This is a genomic window from Wenyingzhuangia sp. 2_MG-2023 (genome assembly GCF_030548295.1).
Taxonomy (GTDB): Bacteria; Bacteroidota; Bacteroidia; order Flavobacteriales; family Flavobacteriaceae; genus Wenyingzhuangia.
In genome coordinates this window covers 1-20,179 of sequence record NZ_JAUOSB010000029.1, presented here as the reverse complement: position 1 = coordinate 20,179, position 20,179 = coordinate 1, and the positions used below count along the sequence as shown (strand labels likewise).

Here is a 20,179-nt window from a genome sequence, read left to right as displayed (position 1 = left end):
ACAATACGAAGTTATATAATATCTACACGGTGTTTGAGTTTGGTTGCAGAGCGGAGTCGAAGTAGAGTCGAGAACCTTTAATGCTTCTTAGTATTGTTTATTCTCTTTTGACACTTTACTTCTCGACTACGCTCGAAGACCCTGAAGTGGTTGCAGAGCGGAGTCGAAGTAGAGTCGAGAACTTGTTACCCAATTTGAGAACCTAAAGATCTCTTTACTTTTCACGTTTAAAATGTGTCTCATTTTTACACTCAGAGAGCTTAGGCAAAAGTTCCCAGTTATTATCAATCAGTGCTTTTTTTTTAGCGTGTGACCATTTTTGAATTTTCTTTTCATAATAGAAAGCATCCGCAATATTTAAAAATGATTCTTGAAAAACCAATGTAACTGGTAATCTAGTTTTGGTATAATTAGCTCCTTTTTTAGATTGATGTTCTGCTAATCTTTTTTCTAAATCTCTTGTGCTTCCTGTGTAATATGTACCATCGGAACATTGTAAAATGTATAAGTAACCAGCCATTTTTTATCCTAAGTTAAGACTTTTTTGTTGATGTTCTATTTTACTTGTTTTTCTTTGGTTTTGATTTATAGAGTATTACGCTCGTAGGGTGTTTTGAAAACCTGTACTTGAGGATGTTTTAGTGTAGCTTAGAACCTTTAATACTTCTTTTTATTTTTATTCTCCTTTGACACTTTGCTTCTCGACTGCGCTCGAAGACCCTAGAGGGTATGATGCTCCTTTTTTTTGAGGTGCTTAGGGTTATACCTACACGGTGTTCGAGCGCAGTCGAGAACTGGTGATGTTTCTTTGTATTGTCATTCTCCTTTGATACTTTGCTTCTCGACTGCGCTCGAAGACCCTAGAGGGTATGATGCCCCTTTTTTTTGAGGTGCTTAGGGTTACACCTAGACGGTGTTCGAGCGCAGTCGAGAACTGGTGATGTTTCTTTGTATTGTCATTCTCTTTTAACACTTTGCTTCTCGACTGCGCTCGAAGACCATAACAGTGCATGATGACTATTTCTTCGGTATTTAAGATTATACCTACACGGTGTTCGAGTGTGGTTGCAGAGCGCAGTCGAGAACCTTTAATACTTCTTTGTATTTTTATTCTCCTTTGACACTTTGCTTCTCGACTGCGCTCGAAGACCCTACTAGTTATATATTAAGTTATAAAAACGATGTGATTAGTAACCACGCTCGAAGACCATAACAGTTCATGATGCCCCTTTCTTCGGTATTTAAGATTATACCTACACGGTGTTCGAGCGCAGTCGAGAACTTGTAATGCTTATTTTTAGTTGAAATACTTCGGGATACTGTGCTTCTCGACTACGCTCGAAGACCGTGATGCTTTTGAACTCTACTTCGATTCCGCTCTGCAACCACGCTCGAAGACCCTAACTAGCCATATATTAAGTTATAAAAATAATGTAATTAGCAACCAGACTCGAAGCTTATGGCAGTGCTCAAAGACTTTTGTTCGAGGTTTGTTCGGGGTTTCTCCCAAAAACGTCCATTTTTTAAAAATACAGCCTAAGCGTTCCCGAAGGATCCCCGAAGGAAACCCGAACAAAACCCCCTAAAAACCCGACTTGTGGGTCAGGAGAGGTCATGACAGGTCACAAGAGGTCATAACAGGTCAGGATGTGTCAGAATGGGTCATGAGAGGTCAGGGGGTGTTTCTTTGTGTCAATAGCGGTCAGTATGTGTCAGGGTGTTGTTTTTGAGGTGTTTAGGTTTTATGTTTGTAGTGTATTAATTTAAAAAAAAGAGTTATGGCAACATTTGAAAAAGGTATTCTTGGTGGGTTTTCTGGTAAAGTTGGTAATGTAGTGGGTACACGATGGCGTGGTAAAAACGTGATGCGTAGTTTGCCACAACGTACCAGCCGTATGCCTACAGCGAAACAGGAAGAACAGCGAGAGAAATTTAAAACTGTTATTGAGTTTTTAAGTCCTATTGTGGATGTATTGACCCTTTATTTTGGGAGTCCACAGGGAGATAAATCTCGTTCTAATTTGGCAACTTCTTATCATCTTAAAAATGCAGTGGTACCTACCCCAACGGGCATGGTTATGGATTATGCCAAGGTGTTGATAAGTAAGGGTGATTTAAGAGGTATTGATGCAGGTACGTTAACGGCGAGTGCTACACAAACGCTTGTTTTTGGATGGCAAGACAATAGCGGACAGGGAAAAGCTACTGCCACGGATGAATTGATGGTGGTGGTTTATGCTCCTGATCTTAATTTGTTTTATAGTAATGTGTTAGTGGCTACGAGAGATGCTACTACGGCAACGGTTACTTTGCCTAATTTTATGGCTGGTTTTGAGGTGCAAGTATGGGCTTCTTTTAGCAAACCAAACACTAATTATGCTGCCACTAGTACTTATATGGGTGCTATTACGGTGCTGTAAGAGTAGGGGTGTAAATAAGGCAAGCTGTGTATAGCCTCTGTAAAGCGTATTAGCGTGTAACATTTTTTGTGTTATACGCTAATACGTTTTTTTTATGTGTTTGTAATTGGATTGTGGTTTAAAAAAGTAGTTAGAGATTTAGCTACCGACTGCGTTCTTTTCTAGATTGCAAATAGATTTTTGTATGAACAGCTTGTTTAAAAAGTGTTTTGGATACATGGGAATACGACCTAGTTTAAAAGTAGGAATGTCTTGATTTTTTCTTAATCTGTAAATGGTACTTCTACTTAGGTTTAAGTGTGACATGGCTTCTTCTGTAGTTAACCATATTTCATTTTCTAACAATTGGGCATCAAACTCTAAAAGGGTGTGTTTTAGAACAGGGTTGTTCTTTTTTTCTTTTTTCATAATAGCTTATTTAAGGTATACACACCCCTGAAATAGAGGTGCTTATACTACTAATATAATTATTTTTTTTTAATGCTAAAAAATACACAATGCTAAGGTGTTGGTAACGAGGTGTCTGCTTGTGTGTTTTTTATGTAAAGTGAACGTTAAAACATAAAAAAAACTGTTTGGGCAAAGTTTGAAGGTTGTGAGTTGATTTGAAATTTTGTTGTTGTGTGAGGGGTTACAAGTTTAGGTGTTTGTGTTTGATTTTTTTAGTTTGACTAAGCCATGCTTTGATATACTCTGTACAGGCTTTGACAAGATTTGGCGGCTGCCTAGTAGATATAGATAAACTTTGAGGAAAGCACAGAACCTGTATGAAGTTTTAGTAGGTGTTAGGTGTAGTTATATTATTGCAAATAATTTATTTTAGAGTTAATATATTTAATAAACTCCAAAAATGAAGAATTAATTTCATTTTTAAATTCAGAAATAAAATGTGAAATGATAAATGGAATTATATATAATGTAGTTTTTAAGACAGTATTGTTTTTTAAAAAAAAATCTAATTTAAGTTTTTCAATAAATTCATACTTAGTTATTCTAGATACAGAATTACTTTTAGATAAATTATTCAATTCATTTTTTTGTAATTTTTGAAATTGATATTTCAAGGTTTTAATTAAACTAAATATCTCGATACTTGAATAAATATATATTGCTAAAAAGATTAATAGTATACCTAATATTACGATAAAATTTTCATGACTTTTTAAGTTTCCTTGTTCAATGAAAATAAAAAACGTGAAAATTACTACCATATTATAAATTAGCACAGATTTCACAAATGATTTAATAACACCAATACCTAAGTTTTTATCTAAATCATAAAGTTCAAACTTAAAACTTTTAAAACTTTTAAGTTTTTTTATAATACCTAAAGTATAACTGTTTCTCCATAATAAATTCCAAACTTTTATGGATAAAAGTAATGATGATAGGTATAGATATAAATTTAAAATGATATCTATCGTAATATTGAAGTTATTATTAATTATTAAATTAAAACAAAATTTCAGATTAACTAATATTATTGTAATGATAGATGTTATACGCCATTTCTCCATAAGCTTCTTATGAGCAAGATATTTATTAACGTCTTTTAAGAAAGTTTCATTTTCATTTTTTTCATTAAAAAGCTGTTTATTAATACTTTGATTGATAAGATCTTTTGCTGAATTAGAGAATATTATACCTGAGTGAATAATTGCAATTGATAATACAAGTAATACTGAAAAATTATCAAAGTATAATTGATTATCATGTAGTTGATCTTTAGTATAATAATATGTGCATAAATATACTATTGTATTTATTATAAAATATATAGTCTCTTTTTTTGCTTCTTTGTTAAAAGTAAATTTTTTAATTGGTGTTAGATTTTTCTCAGTTTTCAAAAAATGATTCTTTATTAAATTCAATTCTCTATTTTTTTCATATTCAAAATTTGAAAAAAATTGATTAATAGAAAAATTCAACTTTTCTTCAGTGTAAATTTTATTTTTAAAATGAAGATAAAGAGTTTCTAACGGAAAACGCTCTACATATGACACATTAATTCCTGTTGTAAGATAGAATAAAACATGAATCCGATAAATAATTATGTCTTTAGTATTAGCTTTTTTTTCAACTATTCTTTGCAGTCTAGAAAGTTTATTTTTAATATTATTGTCTACAATGTAACACTTAAAATGAAAAGAACAGAGTAATAAATCATAATGATTATTATTACATGATTTTATGTTACATTTTCTATTTTCCATATAATTATACCCAGCGTAAAGTATAAACGGTCGTTTTAATGCCGTTTATACAGTGTTGTATTCTTTTACTTTTCATTAATATTTTTAGAAATGTCCATCAAAAGACTTGTAGATAGTTGATCTCTTTCTATTATACCTACAAATGACCGTTCAGCAACGACAGGTAAGAATTTGGTCTTTAATTTTTCCATCTGCTCTAGTGCCTCAATTTTTGTTATTGTTTCAGGAAGTGACTGTTCGAGAGTAATAAATCCCTTTATCAGAGAATATTGGTCATCTTCACCATTATTCAACCATTGAGCAAATTGATAAGGTTCAATTATAGGGTCTTCGGAGAGAGTCTGGGACATGAATTGGTCAACAGATACCATTCCTACAAAGTCATCGGCTGTATTTTTAATAATTAGGTATTTCAATGTAGATGTCGATAACGCCTTTAAATACTCTTCGATTACTTCAGAAGCATACCGTTTTTGACCAGAGTAAAATATAAGTGCTTCTGGTTTAGATTCCAGCGTACGTTCAAGTTCATAAATTGACCCTTTTTCTGCACTTGGCAAATTACTCTTATAGATATCAGTTATAGTCCCCGTAATTGGTTTGTTTTTTGCTTGAGTAAAAGCACTTGTTATTTTCAGGTCTCCGTATTCAAAGTTTGTAATTTTTCCCGTCAAAAGGAGCCACAGAGCTAAAGGTATAATTCCAATTAGGATATCAGTGTTTTTAATTTCATATTCCTTTCCAATTTTCTTTCTGAGTAAAAGAACCAACAAGAAAGAGACTATAAATATTACAATAGCTATTGCTAAGTCCATATCGAAGATTTTTAATTGTATACAACGTTGGATAACATTCTTCCCCAAAAAAAGAAATACGTTATCAATGTTTAATTTATTTATAAAGGTAGTTTTTTAAGGATGTTGTTCCTATGCATACTTTTCCACAAAAGATAAAAGTTCTTAACAAATGCTAGATGTAAAACACCTGCCATTAGCAATAGCAATGAGTGGTGTTTGGTTTATTTGTTTGTAAAATAAATTTTCAGGAATTGTGTATAGGAGTAGATATTTTAGAAAATAATATTACCCGTTGTGCATTTGGGTGAAATTCTGTCTTATAGAGAATGAGAATTTTAGTGTTATAAATAGTTCTCGATACACTTTTTCGTACCTCAAAAGCACTCGAACTGACATTTAGGATTTTTAAAATTCCCAAATGCACAACGAGTATAATAGTATAAAAAAAGCTTACAAAATCCGTTGATGGATTTGTAAGCTCAGTATGATAAAAGTGTTTGCATTTAATGAAGAATGGTGTTGTTTTTTACCTCAGTTTTTTGTTAGACACTTTTAATGTCTTTAATTTTCATTTAAAAACTTATTAAATTTTGATAAACTTAATAACAAAGAAAATCCTTTATCATATTTCATTCTGTATACAGCATCATTAGCTTTGAAAACAAACTCCCATTTATTACTATTGTTATTTTCAGGGTCATATACCATCCCTATTTGAAATTTTTCCCTAATTGAAATCTTGTAAAGCGTGAATTTCTCCTGTGGTTGATTCGAAAACTTAATAATCTCATTAAGGAAATTTAAAATATCACTCATATCATTTTTATCCAGAAAGATATATCCACTTTTTTCAATATTATCATAAGTAGTATTTGTTGACACTCCCCACAAACTACTAACATTTGTAAATGCGATTGATTTTCCAGATTGTATAATTTCATTAGTATTTATATTAACTTCTACACCGTATATAATTGAATCTGTTTTAAGATTCTTTAATTCAATTAGCTTAAACGTGATATCACGGGAGTCAGTTCCAAAAAATGGTCTAAAACTTTTAGAGTCTGAATCTAAGATAGTATACTTAACCTTATTTATAAAATTTAAATTTTCCTGAGTATAAGATTTAAATACAGAACTAATTATTAAAATAGTATTCAATAATAATTTTAAGGTAATATTACTCATGTTATAATATTAAAAATGTTATTAATTGTTCAACGTTGAGTATAAGAATAGTAGCCGACTGCGTGGCACTTTTCTGTCAAGTTACAGAAAAGTTGAAGCGGGCTGCACCCCTTGAATTTACTACTATTTCGGCTATTATTTTTATACATTGTTAGCGGTTGCCCATATTCTATTTAGAAATGTTCAAAATTTATTTAATCTCTTTTATTCTACCGTGTATGTCATATGAAATACCTAAATTACCTACTCTATCGTGGATATCATATGAGATGTCTTTAGAACCTATTTTATCTATTCGGTCATGTATGTCATATGAAATATTAATTGAGCCTACTTTATCTACTCTATTGTGAATATCATATGAAATATCAGTAGAACCTATTTTATCTATTCGGTCATGTATGTCATATGAAATATCAATTGAGCCTACTTCATCAATTCTACCGTGAATATCATATGAGATGTCTTTAGAACCTATTTTATCTATTCGGTCATGTATGTCATATGAAATATCTAAATTACCTACTCTATCAATTTTACCATGTATATCATATGAAATATCATAAGAGCCAACTCTATCAATTCTATCATGTATGTCATATGAAATATCATAAGAACTCTTTCTAACAACTCTACCACGTATGTCATAAGAATACTCTCCTGATTCTATGTTTTCGATTCCCTGATTGGTACTCCTTGAGCTTGATGAATTTTCTTGAATATTTCTACATTCATTAACAGTCTGGATTACGTTGATAACACTTTTACTATCTATATTATTTGGAGATATGATATTTAAAACGTCTCCTTGAGTAGAGAGAACAACAGATTTAACTATTAGGCATACTTTGCCATGTCTTGTTGTGACTTCTACTTTACTATTTTGAGCTGAAAGTTGAATTGAAGTCAATAGAATAATAAAAAGTAAAATAGTTCTATACATATTTCTTTCTTTTATATATTGTTAAGGGTTATCGCTAACGTTGAATAACATTCCCCAAAAGAGAAAATACGTTATCAATGTTTCATTTTTTTATAAAGGTAGTTTTTTATGGATGTTGTTCCTATGCATACTTTTGCACAAAAGATAAAAGTTCTTAACAAATGCTAGATAGAAAACACTTGCCATAAGCAATAGCAATGTGAGGTGTTTGATTCACTTGTTTGTAAAATAAATTTTTAGGAACTGTGTATACAAATGGATACTTTAGAAAATAATATTACCCGTTGTGCATTTGGGTGAAATTCTGTCTTTTCGAGTGGTTTTTCGGAATGAAATGAAGAAAAAGTGTATCGAGAATGAGAATTTTAATATCAAAAATAGTTCTCGATATACTTTTTCGTACCTCAAAAGTACTCGAACTGACATTTAGGTTTTTTAAAATTCCCAAATGCACAACGAGTATAATAGTATAAAAAAGCTTACAAAATCCGTTGATGGATTTGTAAGCTCAGTATGATAAAAGTGTTTAGATTTAATGAAGAATGGTGTTGTTTTTACCTCAGTTCATTGTTGTGTATAGTGTTTATTCTGTCGGCAAAATTTTGTTTTTAATTACACTTTCCAATGTTGTTGGTGTAGAGTCTTCTGCTGTTCTCTCTATGGAATATGCTCCATTTTTGTCTCCAAGTGCTTTTAATAAATCATAAAATTCTTCTTGAATCGCTTCATTAAGTCCAAATTGTGCATAGGTCTTTTTCACAGCATCGTAGCTTTCCTGTTTATATACAACTGGTCTGTTCAAAGTTTCTGTAAAAATGTTCTCTATTTGTTTACAAGTTAGATTCTCTGGTCCCATAACCCTTTTTATTAAATGACCTTTCCAATTGCCGTTTGCAAGATGTTTTGCAGCTTCAAATCCTATATCGTCTGAACTTACAAACGGTATTTTATGGTCATCGTCAAACGGAAATGTAAAAAAGCCTTTATTTAAAATAGACTCTTTTTGAAGTATAAAATTTTCCATAAAATAACCTGGACGAATTGCCATTACATTGTCAGTAACTTTCTTAAATTCATCTTCCATAATTCCAACATAGGATATTGTTCCCAAACCACTTCCTCTATGAGCACCCAACGAGGATATGATGACAGCTCTATTAATGTTGTTTTTGGCTACTGCTGTTGTACCTGCCGTAATTACTTTGTCGTAAACCTCTTTTAAACTTGGTAAACTTACTATTGGTGGCACCATCCAAAACAGTACATCGCAATCTTTTGTTGCCGATACGACTTCATCCGTATTTAGAATATTTGTTTGTTGAATTATTGTTTTATCTGTATTCAATGTTTCTAATACTTTTGCTGCCGCATTAATGTCTTTTACCAACAATACAAGTTCGTGGTCTGTTTTTGCTAATTCTTTGATAACAATTTTTCCTACGTTTCCTGTTGCTCCTGCTATTGCTATTTTCATATTACTTATCTTTTTTAAATATATTTTTTACGTCTTTTTCTTCGCTAAATGCTGATGCAGCTAATGGATTCCAATATTCTTTAAGGTTTAAAATTTTACCTTTCTTTAATATGATTCTAACTACATAATCACTTTTAAATCTTTTTTTGGTGGTTGGTACGGTAAATTCTCCGTGAAACTCCGCCCAAAAGATATTTTTATTTACTGTGTAAACTTTCACATTGGTAAATTCCATATTAGGCATATTACTCAACGCATTTTCCAAATAGGTTTCATACTCTTTTTTGTTCAATTTTGATGGAGTTCCCAATGAATAAGCATAAGGATATTCAATAATTGCATCTTCGTGAAATAGTTTGATGCTTGCACTTGCTCCAGTATTGAAACCATTCAATAAATCATCCACAATTGCTTTGTGTTTGCTTACATCAATTCGTTTTTGATTTAAGATTTTTTCCTGCGATTGAGCTTCGTTTATAAACGTTAATGAAAGGATTATTAAGAATATCCTGCCCAATCTAAAAAGTGTAAATTTCATAAAGTTCTATTGTTTTAAATTATTAATCGCAAAATTATGTAATACCTTTGCACCTCACAAGAAGGCACTAAACAGTACAATACTTACTTTTAGGTAGTAATTCACTAAACAATACTAATGGAAGCGTTAAAAAAAAATAAAATAAAAATTCCGTTTGAAGAATCTGTAACAAAAAAAAAGGTTTTTGATGAAGATTGTATTCTGCATAGGTCTTTTTCTTTAATTGCAGATAAATGGACTTTACTGATTATTATGTCCCTTTTACAAGGAACAAAAAGAAATAGTGAAATTCAAAGACAAGTTCAAGGCATTACACCAAAAATGTTGGCTCAAACATTGAAAACACTATTGAAATATGGAATGGTCGAACGTAAAGTTTTTCCTGAAGTACCTCCAAGAGTTGAATATACACTCACGGAATTTGGCAGAAGTTTATCTGAACCTCTATCATTACTATTCGACTGGTCTTTGGATTGGGAAGATGAACTGAATAAAATTTATTCCAAGAAAAAGCCTAGAAAGTGATAAAATATTATTCAATTCTATTTTCGATTTTTTCATTCGCATCTTGCACCTAACGTTGAATAACATTCCCTCAAAAAAAAGAAATACGTTATCAATGTTTAATTTTTTTATAAAGGTAGTTTTTTAAGGATGTTGTTCCTATGCATACTTTTGTAAAAAAGATAAAAGTTCTTAACAAATGCTAGATGTAAAATACTTGCGATAAGCAATAGCAATGAGTGGTGTTTGATTTATAAAATAAATTTTTAGGAACTGTGTATGGGAGTAGATACTTTAGAAAATAATATTACCCGTTGTGCATTTGGGTGAAATTCTGTCTTTTCGAGTGGTTTTTCGGAATGAAATGAAGTAAAATTTTATCGAGAATGAGAATTTTAATATCAAAAATAGTTCTCGATATACTTTTTCGTACCTCAAAAGCATTCGAACTGACATTTAGGATTTTTAAAATTCCCAAATGCACAACGAGTTAATACAATTCTTTACAAAGAATATTTTGTGATTTTAGTAATAATATGGTTTCTTTCTTTTGCTCTTTGGTTACGTCTAAACGTAAAATTTTGTCGCAGTCGTCAAGGTCAAAATTCCAATTTCCTTTTATGCAAATTTCGTCAAGATGAGGCTTTAGTTGCTTTGCTAATTTTTTAGTTGTAACTGAAGTTTTGAAGACATATATCATTTTGAAAAGAGTGTCTTTATTTTGGCAGTCCATTCTTCAATTTCTTCTGAATTAGCCTTGTCAGCCTTATCAAAAAAGAAATGTTGATTAATTTCAAGACCGCAATAAGTAAAAATCCCTTTATCAGACGTAAGCGAAAGTGCTTTATCCATCCCAATACTTTCATATTCGGCTTGTGATTTTCCGTGTGTATTAATGATAGTTGTCAGTTTGTCTGTGAGCAAGCCTTTTTGTACACCTTGATCGTAACGATATGCAAAACCATAACTAAAAACACGGTCAATATATCCTTTCATCATGGCAGGCATTCCTGTCCACCAAATTGGATAAATAAATGTGATGTGGTCTGTCCAGGAAATATATTGCTGTTCTTGTTTTACTTCGTCTGTGACATTTCCCATTCGCTGTCCATCCATATCTTCTAATGAAAGCACAGGATTGAAGTTTAATTGATACAAATTTCTAATCACTATTTCGTGATTTTTAGTCTTTAAACTGTCTATTACTGTTTGTAATAAATGGTGGTTTAAACTACCTTTATTTGGGTGCGCGTAAATAATTAAATGTTTCATTGTTCTCTATTTTTTTAGTTTGATAGCACAAATGTAGCGTAGCACTTTCTGCTAAAATTGTAAGAAAACGAAATGTAGGTTATTCTACTTTTGGATTACAAATATCTTGTTGGGATTTCAGGTATTTAGTTGGGCTAATGTTGATGTAATGCTTAAAATCGTGAATGAGCTGGCTTTGATCGTAATAGCCGCATTCGCTAATGATTTCAAACCAATCGATTTTAGATGATACAGTTGCATAAGTTTGTATCAACTCAATAGCTTTTAGAAATCGTTGGTATCGGTTGATTTCTTTTGAAGTATATCCTAAATGTTTCTTATGGTTGAGTTGGATATTTCTTTCTGTTTGATTTTGTTGGCTTGCAACGTATTTAATTGGGTTTAAAATTTCATCATTAAAGTTTGTCAACTTTTCCGCTATAACATTTCTCTGTTTTAAATAAGGCTTACAAAAATTCAGAATATAGGTTAACTGATGATTTGTATTATTTATTTTATTAAGTTCTTCCCATAGAGCAGTAAAGCAATTTTCGCCTAATAACTCGTCTGGATTGGTAGGTAAATGTTCTGCAACCGAAGCATTTCCAAAGAAACGGTAAAATGCATCGCCTTTAAAATTTGCAACTAATATTTTTGATTTTGGCGGTAACGAATAATCGAAAGAATGCTTTATAGGTCCCATAACAAGACATTTGTCAACTTTGATTTTTGTTTTTTGTTTTGAATAAAGAATAGTTGTTGCACCAAAATTGAAAATTAAAATGGTTTGATAAGAAGGAAGTAATGTTTTGGTAATGGCTTTAGTGGTTTTATTTTCGGCAAAATAAAAATGAGAAAAAATATCTTGATAGTCTGTTGGTACAGTTATTTTAAAGTTTCTATATTTTTCCTCTTTTTCTGTCATTTTCTAGCTTTCGATTTTTGTGTGATGGTCTGGTAGGGTTGCTGCTAATGTTGGGTAACATTCCCTCCAAAAAAAGAAATACGTTATCAATGTTTAATTTATTTATAAAGGTAGTTTTTTAAGGATGTTGTTCCTATGCATACTTTTCCACAAAATACAAGAGTTCTTAACAAATGCTAGATGTAAATTACTTGCGATAAGCAATAGCAATGAGTGGTGTTTGATTTATTTGTAAAATAAATTTATAGGAACTGTGTATGGGAGTAGGTACTTTAGAAAATAATATTACCCGTTGTGTATTTGGGTGAAATTCTGTCTTATAGAGAATGAGAATTTTAATATCAGAAATAGTTCTCGATATACTTTTTCGTACCTCAAAAGCACTCAAACTGACATTTAGGTTTTTTAAGATCCCCAAATGTACAAGGAGTTAAAGTAATAAAAAAATGTGTAAAACTTTGAGTTTTGTACTTACTGAGCTATTTTTTTATATGTGTTGTTGTAAAATGTTTATTCAGATTTATACAATTCCGCCACCTTTTTAAAGTCTGTTGCGTTATTAATTAAGTAAAAATAGTTCAACTGCCATTTTTGCGTTTGTTCTGCCTGTTTGTTTTTAGCAATGTCCCAATTTGGGTAAACTCGGAATGCTCTTTTCCCTTCTTTTTTCTCTGTTGAGATTATTCCTTTTTTAATCAACACGGATTTGGGAAAAACAAATTGTCCGAATTTGTTTTCAGACCTTACGTTCACAGTATAAAAATCAATTAGGTCATTTTCATCAAACGGTTCAATTGGTCCATTTCCGTTTCTTTTCCAGAATGTTACGAACTGTCCAACTTTTTTAGGTGTAATTTTAGAATTCCGACTTATTATTTTTCGTCCGTTCAGTTCAAATCGGCACGCAGCATATTCTTTGCTTTCTTTTTCGGTTTGAAAGTCCGTTATTTTCAGTCCACTTTTTTCGTAAACTTCCCTTTTTATTTGGTTCAAATTACTGTCCATTCTCTTTATTCAGCCTAATTTTGATTTGGCAGGAAATTTTTGTTTGGCATTATTTACGGTTATATATGCTGTTAGCAGTAGTTTTATTCTTCGGTATGTTTTATAAATTCCACAGGTTTAGATTGTAATTTTATTTTGGTAGCTGAAATATTCCCATTGTTGCCGGTCAAAAAATTCAGAGCAAATTCTGGATTCATAACTTGAGGAATATCATTTATTTGTTTCATGACAAAAATATCATAATAAAGATGTTCTAATCTAAATTTAAAAGTTGGAAATGTAATAAATAAAGAATTGTTTTCTTGGATTATCTCAAATGTACCATAACCTTTATTGGAATATTTGCCACAAAACTCTGATAGTTTATGAGTTGAAATTTTGTCTTTATTCAATCCTTTAATTTCCGTGTCAATTTTGTTAATGTCATTAACTATTATAGGATATTGGTTCAATTCAGTTTTTGGTAAATCTAACATTCTGTTTGTTATGGCATCGGCAATTATGTAGGGTAAAATAGAATTTTGTTGATTTGTTAGAACTACAATACCTAATTTGTCATTCGGATACATTACAACTTGAGAACTAAAACCTGAAGTATTTCCTCCGTGGTTAATTTTGTAATGCCCTTTGAAAGATTGCACTCGCCAACCAAAACCATCACCAAATAAATAAGCGTTAGAATCTGCACTATCTTGAGGTCTAATATTGTGAATGCTAGTTGCGTTTTTGACGTAATTTTCTGGAATGACCTGCTGTTTGTCAAATTGACCATTGTTTAACCAAGTCAGTGTCCAATTAGCCATATCGTTAGAAGTGCTTTTGATTGCACCTGCTGGACTGTATGAATAATAGTCTTCATACAGTACTTTTTCCGTTTTTCCATCTGACATACCGTAACCATAAGAAAAATTATTTGAGTTTTTCATTTCTTTTAAGTCGGTAAAAGAATGGTTCATTTTTAAAGGGCTAAATATTTTTGATTTTACGTTTTTATCCCAACTTTCATTTGTTACTTGCTCAATAATTGTTCCTGCAATGGTGTAGCCCATATTACTATATATCCAACTGTCATTAATTTCTCCATTTGGTTTTAAGTATTTTAAACGTTCAATAGTTTTTAGTTTGTTATTTTCTGGAAACAAAATAAGTGAGCCGTCAAGGCTACCTAAACCGCTTTTATGAGATAACAAATCTTCGATTTTTATTAAATCATTCATTTTGTTGTTATAAAATTGAAGTTTGGGAATGTAAATAGCTGGTCTTTCTTTTAATGAAATTTTTTCTTTTGATTCCAATATTCCCAAAAGTGAAGCTGTAAAGGCTTTTGTTGCAGAACCAATTGGAAAAACTGTATTTTCTGTTGCTGGTAACTTTTCTTCTAAATTTCTATAGCCAAAACCTCTGGAATAAATTACTTTATCATTTTGTACGATTGAGACAGACAGCCCAACTGCTTTGTATGAATTGCGTAAAGTTTCTATTTCTTGGTCAATTCCGTTTAAACGATTTTTAATTTCTTGTCCAAAAGTTAATTTTGTGATTAGAAAAAGGAAAAGTATTAATGTTGATTTTTTCATTAATTTTTGTTTTTGTTAGATGCTTGATTTATTTACTGACAACATTAGATCGCATTTGTAATGCAAGATGAAACTATTGGAATTAAAATTATTGTAATTGTACTATTAATTAAGGCTTTTATGGTTTTTATTTGTTTTCTGATGCAATAAAATCATACAATAATTGCCAAAAAGAATGATTTGCCACACCACCAGGTTTTAGTCCCCAATTTACTAGAGTTGGAACTTTATATTTGTGTGCTACCACTATGTTTAGTTTAGGAATAATAGTAATGAATTGTCCTCCCCAACCATGTGCTGTGTACGCACCTTCAAAATTAGGGGCGTTTTTAAAATTATCGACCAACCACCACATATAACCATAAGAAAATTGAAAAGGACTTGCCTTGTCTAGATTATAGCGTTTGTTTATTGTTTTTGTTGGAGTTACCGTGGTTGTAATTTTTTTAATCCAGTTTTTAGAAATTAGTTGTTCTCCATTCCATTTGCCTTTATTAAGCATAAGTTGCCCTATTTTAGCCATATCTCTAGTTGATATATAGATGTGATAAGCAGGGTATCTTGATTTGCTTTTTTTGTATTTCTTTTTTTGATTCTTGATATTCCAATCTTGAAACTTTAGTGGAATAGCAAGTTGTTCTTCAATTTCTTGATACACAGTTTTTCCAGATTTCATTTCGAGAATAGCACCAGCTACGTTAAAGTCCCAATTGTTGTAAACAAAATATTCTCCAGGTTTTACCGTGCCTCTTTGTAAAATATTGGTTTTATCATATCCGCCATTAACGGGTTGATAAAACACACCAGAACGAGATGTTATAATATGATCAATGGTTGCTGTTTTCTCTATTTCTAACAATCCATTGTCTTCATCAATACCAATTTCTCCAATGGTTTGTTTTAAGTTTATGGTACCATTTTTAACATACTTTCCGTACAAGATGCTTAAAACACTTTTACGACAAGAAGCAATATAACTTACTTCTTTAATATCTCCATATTCATAAAGCTTTTTCCCATCTTTTAAAATTAACATTCCTGTTGTCTCAAGGTTGTTTTTTATATAATTTGTTAATGAATCTAATTTTTGTTGTGTGAAGCTAGTATTCTCTAAAGGTTTGTATTTTTCAAAAGGTTCTCCTTTAAATTGAGCTTTGTGTGTACCGCAACTAGTAATTAGAAGCGTAATGCAAAGTGGTAATATATATCTGTTCATTTCTTAGTGGACCCATTAAATGCAATACCTATTATTAATAGTAATGTGCTTATTTCAATACTGCTAAAAAACCAATAATGTAGGCTGTTTTTACCTGTTGCTAAACTTCCTACTTGTATAATAATCATAAAGGTAGCTGCAATAATATTGATGATTCGATTGATTTTAAGTTTCATAAAATAGGATAGCACAACCATTACCAAAGGTATTTCCATGATTATTGCAAAGTTAAGCAGAAAGGTTTCTGTAAATTTTATTTCGCCAATTCCGCCATTTAAAAGTTCTTGTAAATGAGAGGAAAGGTATAGTGAGAAAACATCACAAAAAATGTAATTTAGGGTTAAGAAAACCCATAACTTGGATAATGCATTAGGCGTATTTTTCATTTTTCTATGATTTTAAAAATTATATCCAAAATGTAATCCTGGTTCTCCCCATGAAAACTTTGACCATTTGTCATCCATTTCTTTAAAAGATTGGGGCATTTTAGAATGATACGGACGATGTGTAACAGCTAATGAAGGTTCAATAAAAAAATTACCTTTAAATAATTTTATGTGATAACCTATTCGGTAAGTATTGAATATTTGAAAACCATTATCTATTTTTTGTCCATCTTCATTTATAAAATTCTGCCACGCATTCATTACGTGAACTCCTGTATACAAACCTTTCCATAAAAAACGTTGGTAAGCAACGGCAAATCCTTTTTCTCTAATATAACCAGGGAATTTTTCTTTAGGAGCTTGGTATGCATTTCCATAAGGTATCCCCAAGGGCCAATCATATTTCCATGTTTTTAGCTCTAAGGATATTACGTCTTTTTCTGTTAAGCGATAGCCTAGATTCAGCTGTACGAAATCAGGCTTATTTACTTTGGCAAAATTTCCTAAAAGAAAAAGGGTACTTCCAATAAAACAAGGGTTTTTAGCAATTTCATCTTTAGAGTATTGCGCATTGGTTTTTAAAGTACATATCAAAACCGTAAAAACTAAAATTAAAACTTTTTTAAACATATCTATTTTTGTTTGCTTTACCGCAAAACTAAATATGTTCTTTATTACAAAACGTTCACTTAAGTTACTAAAGTTTTTTGTTTCTTTCTTTTTCCATAATTCTCGATTTTATTCTACTTAAAGACTGTGGTTTGATTCCTAAAAAACTTGCCAATTGGTGTTGAGGTATGCGTTGAATAAGGTCAGGTCTTTTTTCTAACAAACGTAAGTAGCGTTGTTCTGGAGTAGATATTTTAAATTGGTCAAAGTTTATTTTTTCTTTGACTAAAAGTTCTTCTGATAAAATTCTACACAAAGATTCAAATTTTGGAAATTTTTTGAACATCTCTGTTTCCATATCAGGGTTAGAAATAGTAATTATAGAATCTTCAAGACAATCTATATAATATTCTGAAGGTTTTTTATTTTGAACACAATTTGGTGTCAACCCTTCCATTTCAGTATAAAAGTTTGTAGTTTTTTCTTCCCCATCTACTATATAGTAGGTTCTAATACAGCCTTTCAAAATAAAATATTCGTTATTAGAGTATTCGTTTTTTTTAAGTAAAACAGAACCTTTTTTTATAGATTTGAAAATATTTAAGGAAGAAATAACCTCTTTTTCTTTTTCGGAAAGGGAAATGTATTTTGAGATAAAATCAAATAATAAACTCTGCATTTTCTGTCTTTTTGGAGTGTTGAATTATGGCCGAAGCTTTTTGTTTGGTTTTGTTTCTTTTGATTTTCACAAAGCCATACTTCGACAAACTCTGTACGGGCTTTAACAAGATTTGGCGACTCAGTAAATATACACAAAACTTTGAGAAAGGACAGAAACCCGTATTAATTTTGACTGGTGTTAGTTGTTGCCTTTTTTTCAAGAAGTTCAACTTAGTTTTAATAATTCAAATTTGTTATATTCTAAGCTTCGAGTACCAGCATTCGTATTGATAACAGTTTTATATCTAGAAACTTTAATTTTGTTTCTGCCAGTTCCGATTACATAATTAATTTTCCCAAAATTTTCATAACTCAAAATGATTGGTCTAGTAGCAAAAGGTATTTCTTTTACAGAATAATTCAAATAATCAAAGAAACGTAATATTCTTTTTTCAAAGATGTTTTTATTAAAATCAACTGGATATTCTATAATAAAATTTAAAGTATCTTCTAAAGTATTTTCTTTTACTTTTATTATTTCGCTATCGTGCAATTCAATATTTAAATCAGAATTCATAATTAAATGTTTTTTTCTAGTGAATGAATTTCTGAAAGTTTAATTTCTTTTGTCAAAGAATCGATTGAATAAAACTCTAATTCTGTGGGTGTTTTTTTGTTTCCAAATATGATAATACCTATTAGATTATTTTCTTTGTTTTTACCAACATAATCAATTAATAATTTTTGATTCTTTAATATTTTAGAGTCATAATTTTCTCCAAACATTATAGTTGGACATTCTCCACAACCACATTTTCCAATAACTTTTAAATTATTGATTATGTTAATCCATTCAGGTTTTTCTTTTTTGAATAAGTACTTCAATAAATTAAATTCAACATCTGATAAATTTCTATTTTCAGATATATTATATGTCATTTTTTATTTTTTTTGGTTACAGCCAACGGTTTTGGCTAGGCATAGTGCGGGAAGAAAAGGAGCAGAGTCTTTTCGAACACGGACTAAGCTGAAGCTTTTTGTTTGAATTTGTTTCTTTGCTTTCACAAAGCCATACTTCGATAAATTCTGTACAGGCTTCAACAAGATTTGGCGACTTAGTAAATATACACAAAACTTTGAGAAAGGACAGAAACCCGTATTAATTTTGGCTGGTGTTGCCTTTTGTTGTTTTTTTAATGAGTTGTATTTATTTCAATGATAGTTTTTTTAGATTTTTTTTTAAATTCAAACTCTAAACTTTCGATTCTGTTTTTAATGATATTTTTATTTATCCAATAATTAATTATAAAAACGGTAATTGAAATAATGAATCGAACTGTTATTTCAGTACCATTTACCCAAAAGAAAATATAACAAGCTAAACTGACTAAAGTAGATTTATACAGAATAGAATTCATACGTATTTTCCATTCGTTACTATAGAATTCACCACTTAATATTGGTTTTAGGACATAATAACCATTTGGAGTATTAGGTTTTACTATTTCTTGAAATTTCAAACCATTTTGTACAGTTACTTTAAGGTTGTTTTTTTCTAAAATTTCGATTAAAATATTCTTGTTTAAATTCGTTAGTTTTATTTTAGATTGAATTTTCATTTTTTTCTTTAATAAAAGGTAACGGTCTCGTAGATGAAAAGTAGCGGATTTTATGCACTAACTTTTTGGATTTGTATGGACTTTAAATTTATAAAATTCATTCACGTTTAAGCAACAAAACCGCTATTTTTTATATACGGTGTTACCTGCTGGCTTTTTTGTCAGCTGTCATATTCTGCTAGTTCAATTTCCTCGTCATTTGGCAACCAACCGTTATTTATTTTCTCAATTAATTCTGTTAAATGTCTTTTTACTTTTCGTTTGGTAAAGTCTAAGCAAACAATTGTGTCAATTTCTTTATCAGAGTCGTGAGCAGCTATAGCAGAAAACCAAAATCCTTCGCTAAAATTTTGATGACAAGTTGTAATAGGTGAATTTTCAAAATCAAATTCTTTTTTTGTCCTCATTTCATAGTCCAAAGCTCGGAAAGCTATTTCTTCGTCAAAATAGTTTTCAGTCGAGAGTGCAAATGTTCCAGCACTACAAGTGAAAGCTACATTTTTGTCCATACATAACTTAACAATTGGTGGAACTAACTCCTCGTCCTCATTATCCGCAATTGTAAAAGCAACCCAATCATTTTTGGGCAATGAAGATTTCCATTCAGAATTATTTATAATTGGAACGTAAAATATTTTTCTTCTATTAATTTTGCCTATAAGTTCCATTTTTTTCGCATTGCTTACGGTTTTGGCTAGGCTTAGTGCGGGAAGAAAATCGCCAAGATTTACGAACACGTACTAAGCCGAAGCTTTTTGTTTTGTTTCTTTTAGTTTTACTAAGCCAAATCAACAAGATTTGGCGACTTAGTAAATATACACAAAACTTTGAGAAAGCACAGAACCCGCATTAAG

22 protein-coding genes are annotated in these 20,179 nt (G+C 30.7%); 2 read left to right on the top strand and 20 right to left on the bottom strand.

Annotated elements, in window-relative coordinates:
* Positions 1 to 214: 214 nt before the first annotated feature.
* Complete coding sequence (locus tag Q4548_RS15915) at positions 215 to 520, bottom strand: GIY-YIG nuclease family protein (protein WP_303456804.1); 306 nt, start codon at positions 518 to 520, stop codon at positions 215 to 217.
* A 1,258-nt stretch (positions 521 to 1,778) separates the two neighbouring features.
* Between Q4548_RS15915 and Q4548_RS15910 the strand changes: the two genes are divergently transcribed.
* Positions 1,779 to 2,420 carry a DUF6266 family protein gene (locus Q4548_RS15910; protein WP_303456800.1) on the top strand — a complete coding sequence of 214 codons (642 nt, stop codon included), beginning with the start codon at positions 1,779 to 1,781 and terminating at the stop codon, positions 2,418 to 2,420.
* 138 nt (positions 2,421 to 2,558) lie between these two features.
* Here the strand turns inward: Q4548_RS15910 and Q4548_RS15905 are convergent, their stop codons facing one another.
* The 7 genes from Q4548_RS15905 to Q4548_RS15875 form a co-directional block, all read right to left on the bottom strand.
* Positions 2,559 to 2,828, bottom strand: coding sequence for a helix-turn-helix domain-containing protein (locus Q4548_RS15905; RefSeq protein WP_303456797.1), 270 nt, complete (start codon positions 2,826 to 2,828; stop codon positions 2,559 to 2,561).
* Positions 2,829 to 3,220: 392 nt separating this feature from the next.
* Positions 3,221 to 4,633: a hypothetical protein gene (locus tag Q4548_RS15900; RefSeq protein ID WP_303456794.1), complete on the bottom strand. Its 1,413-nt coding sequence runs from the start codon at positions 4,631 to 4,633 to the stop codon at positions 3,221 to 3,223.
* Positions 4,634 to 4,698: 65 nt separating this feature from the next.
* Entirely contained in the window at positions 4,699 to 5,448 is a 750-nt protein-coding gene (locus tag Q4548_RS15895) for a hypothetical protein (RefSeq protein WP_303456791.1), read from the bottom strand.
* Between the two features lie 543 nt (positions 5,449 to 5,991).
* Positions 5,992 to 6,618, bottom strand: a complete 627-nt coding sequence (locus Q4548_RS15890; protein ID WP_303456788.1) for a hypothetical protein — start codon at positions 6,616 to 6,618, stop codon at positions 5,992 to 5,994.
* Positions 6,619 to 6,808: 190 nt separating this feature from the next.
* Positions 6,809 to 7,561 (bottom strand): hypothetical protein, encoded by a 753-nt coding sequence (locus Q4548_RS15885; protein WP_303456785.1) that lies wholly within the window; start codon positions 7,559 to 7,561, stop codon positions 6,809 to 6,811.
* Between the two features lie 583 nt (positions 7,562 to 8,144).
* Positions 8,145 to 9,035 carry an NAD(P)H-binding protein gene (locus tag Q4548_RS15880; RefSeq protein WP_303456782.1) on the bottom strand — a complete coding sequence of 297 codons (891 nt, stop codon included), beginning with the start codon at positions 9,033 to 9,035 and terminating at the stop codon, positions 8,145 to 8,147.
* A gap of 1 nt (position 9,036) precedes the next feature.
* Positions 9,037 to 9,573 carry a nuclear transport factor 2 family protein gene (locus Q4548_RS15875; RefSeq protein ID WP_303456781.1) on the bottom strand — a complete coding sequence of 179 codons (537 nt, stop codon included), beginning with the start codon at positions 9,571 to 9,573 and terminating at the stop codon, positions 9,037 to 9,039.
* Positions 9,574 to 9,690: 117 nt separating this feature from the next.
* Here Q4548_RS15875 and Q4548_RS15870 point away from each other — a divergent pair, with 117 nt between their 5' ends.
* Positions 9,691 to 10,098 carry a helix-turn-helix domain-containing protein gene (locus Q4548_RS15870; protein WP_303456778.1) on the top strand — a complete coding sequence of 136 codons (408 nt, stop codon included), beginning with the start codon at positions 9,691 to 9,693 and terminating at the stop codon, positions 10,096 to 10,098.
* Positions 10,099 to 10,773: 675 nt separating this feature from the next.
* Here the strand turns inward: Q4548_RS15870 and Q4548_RS15865 are convergent.
* The 12 genes from Q4548_RS15865 to Q4548_RS15810 form a co-directional block, all read right to left on the bottom strand.
* Positions 10,774 to 11,349 (bottom strand): NAD(P)H-dependent oxidoreductase, encoded by a 576-nt coding sequence (locus tag Q4548_RS15865; RefSeq protein WP_303456775.1) that lies wholly within the window; start codon positions 11,347 to 11,349, stop codon positions 10,774 to 10,776.
* Positions 11,350 to 11,428: 79 nt separating this feature from the next.
* Entirely contained in the window at positions 11,429 to 12,253 is an 825-nt protein-coding gene (locus Q4548_RS15860; RefSeq protein ID WP_303456772.1) for an AraC family transcriptional regulator, read from the bottom strand.
* 510 nt (positions 12,254 to 12,763) lie between these two features.
* Positions 12,764 to 13,258, bottom strand: coding sequence for a MepB family protein (locus Q4548_RS15855; RefSeq protein WP_303456770.1), 495 nt, complete (start codon positions 13,256 to 13,258; stop codon positions 12,764 to 12,766).
* Between the two features lie 83 nt (positions 13,259 to 13,341).
* Entirely contained in the window at positions 13,342 to 14,835 is a 1,494-nt protein-coding gene (locus tag Q4548_RS15850; protein WP_303456768.1) for a serine hydrolase, read from the bottom strand.
* Positions 14,836 to 14,962: 127 nt separating this feature from the next.
* Positions 14,963 to 16,051, bottom strand: coding sequence for a serine hydrolase (locus tag Q4548_RS15845; protein ID WP_303456766.1), 1,089 nt, complete (start codon positions 16,049 to 16,051; stop codon positions 14,963 to 14,965).
* On the bottom strand, positions 16,048 to 16,437 hold the full coding sequence (locus Q4548_RS15840) for a DUF6326 family protein (RefSeq protein WP_303456763.1): 390 nt from the start codon (positions 16,435 to 16,437) through the stop codon (positions 16,048 to 16,050). The genes Q4548_RS15845 and Q4548_RS15840 overlap by 4 nt, the downstream gene beginning before the upstream one ends.
* A gap of 12 nt (positions 16,438 to 16,449) precedes the next feature.
* Positions 16,450 to 17,067, bottom strand: a complete 618-nt coding sequence (locus Q4548_RS15835; RefSeq protein ID WP_303456760.1) for a hypothetical protein — start codon at positions 17,065 to 17,067, stop codon at positions 16,450 to 16,452.
* A gap of 67 nt (positions 17,068 to 17,134) precedes the next feature.
* Positions 17,135 to 17,725, bottom strand: coding sequence for a Crp/Fnr family transcriptional regulator (locus Q4548_RS15830; protein WP_303456758.1), 591 nt, complete (start codon positions 17,723 to 17,725; stop codon positions 17,135 to 17,137).
* Between the two features lie 207 nt (positions 17,726 to 17,932).
* A complete protein-coding gene (locus Q4548_RS15825) occupies positions 17,933 to 18,283 on the bottom strand; it encodes a hypothetical protein (RefSeq protein ID WP_303456755.1) in 351 nt (116 codons plus the stop codon).
* A gap of 2 nt (positions 18,284 to 18,285) precedes the next feature.
* The gene (locus Q4548_RS15820) at positions 18,286 to 18,645 is read right to left on the bottom strand and encodes a hypothetical protein (protein ID WP_303456750.1); all 360 of its coding nucleotides are present in this window, start codon (positions 18,643 to 18,645) and stop codon (positions 18,286 to 18,288) included.
* 254 nt (positions 18,646 to 18,899) lie between these two features.
* A complete protein-coding gene (locus tag Q4548_RS15815) occupies positions 18,900 to 19,325 on the bottom strand; it encodes a hypothetical protein (protein WP_303456748.1) in 426 nt (141 codons plus the stop codon).
* Between the two features lie 161 nt (positions 19,326 to 19,486).
* Entirely contained in the window at positions 19,487 to 19,993 is a 507-nt protein-coding gene (locus Q4548_RS15810) for a hypothetical protein (RefSeq protein WP_303456746.1), read from the bottom strand.
* Positions 19,994 to 20,179 lie beyond the last annotated feature (186 nt).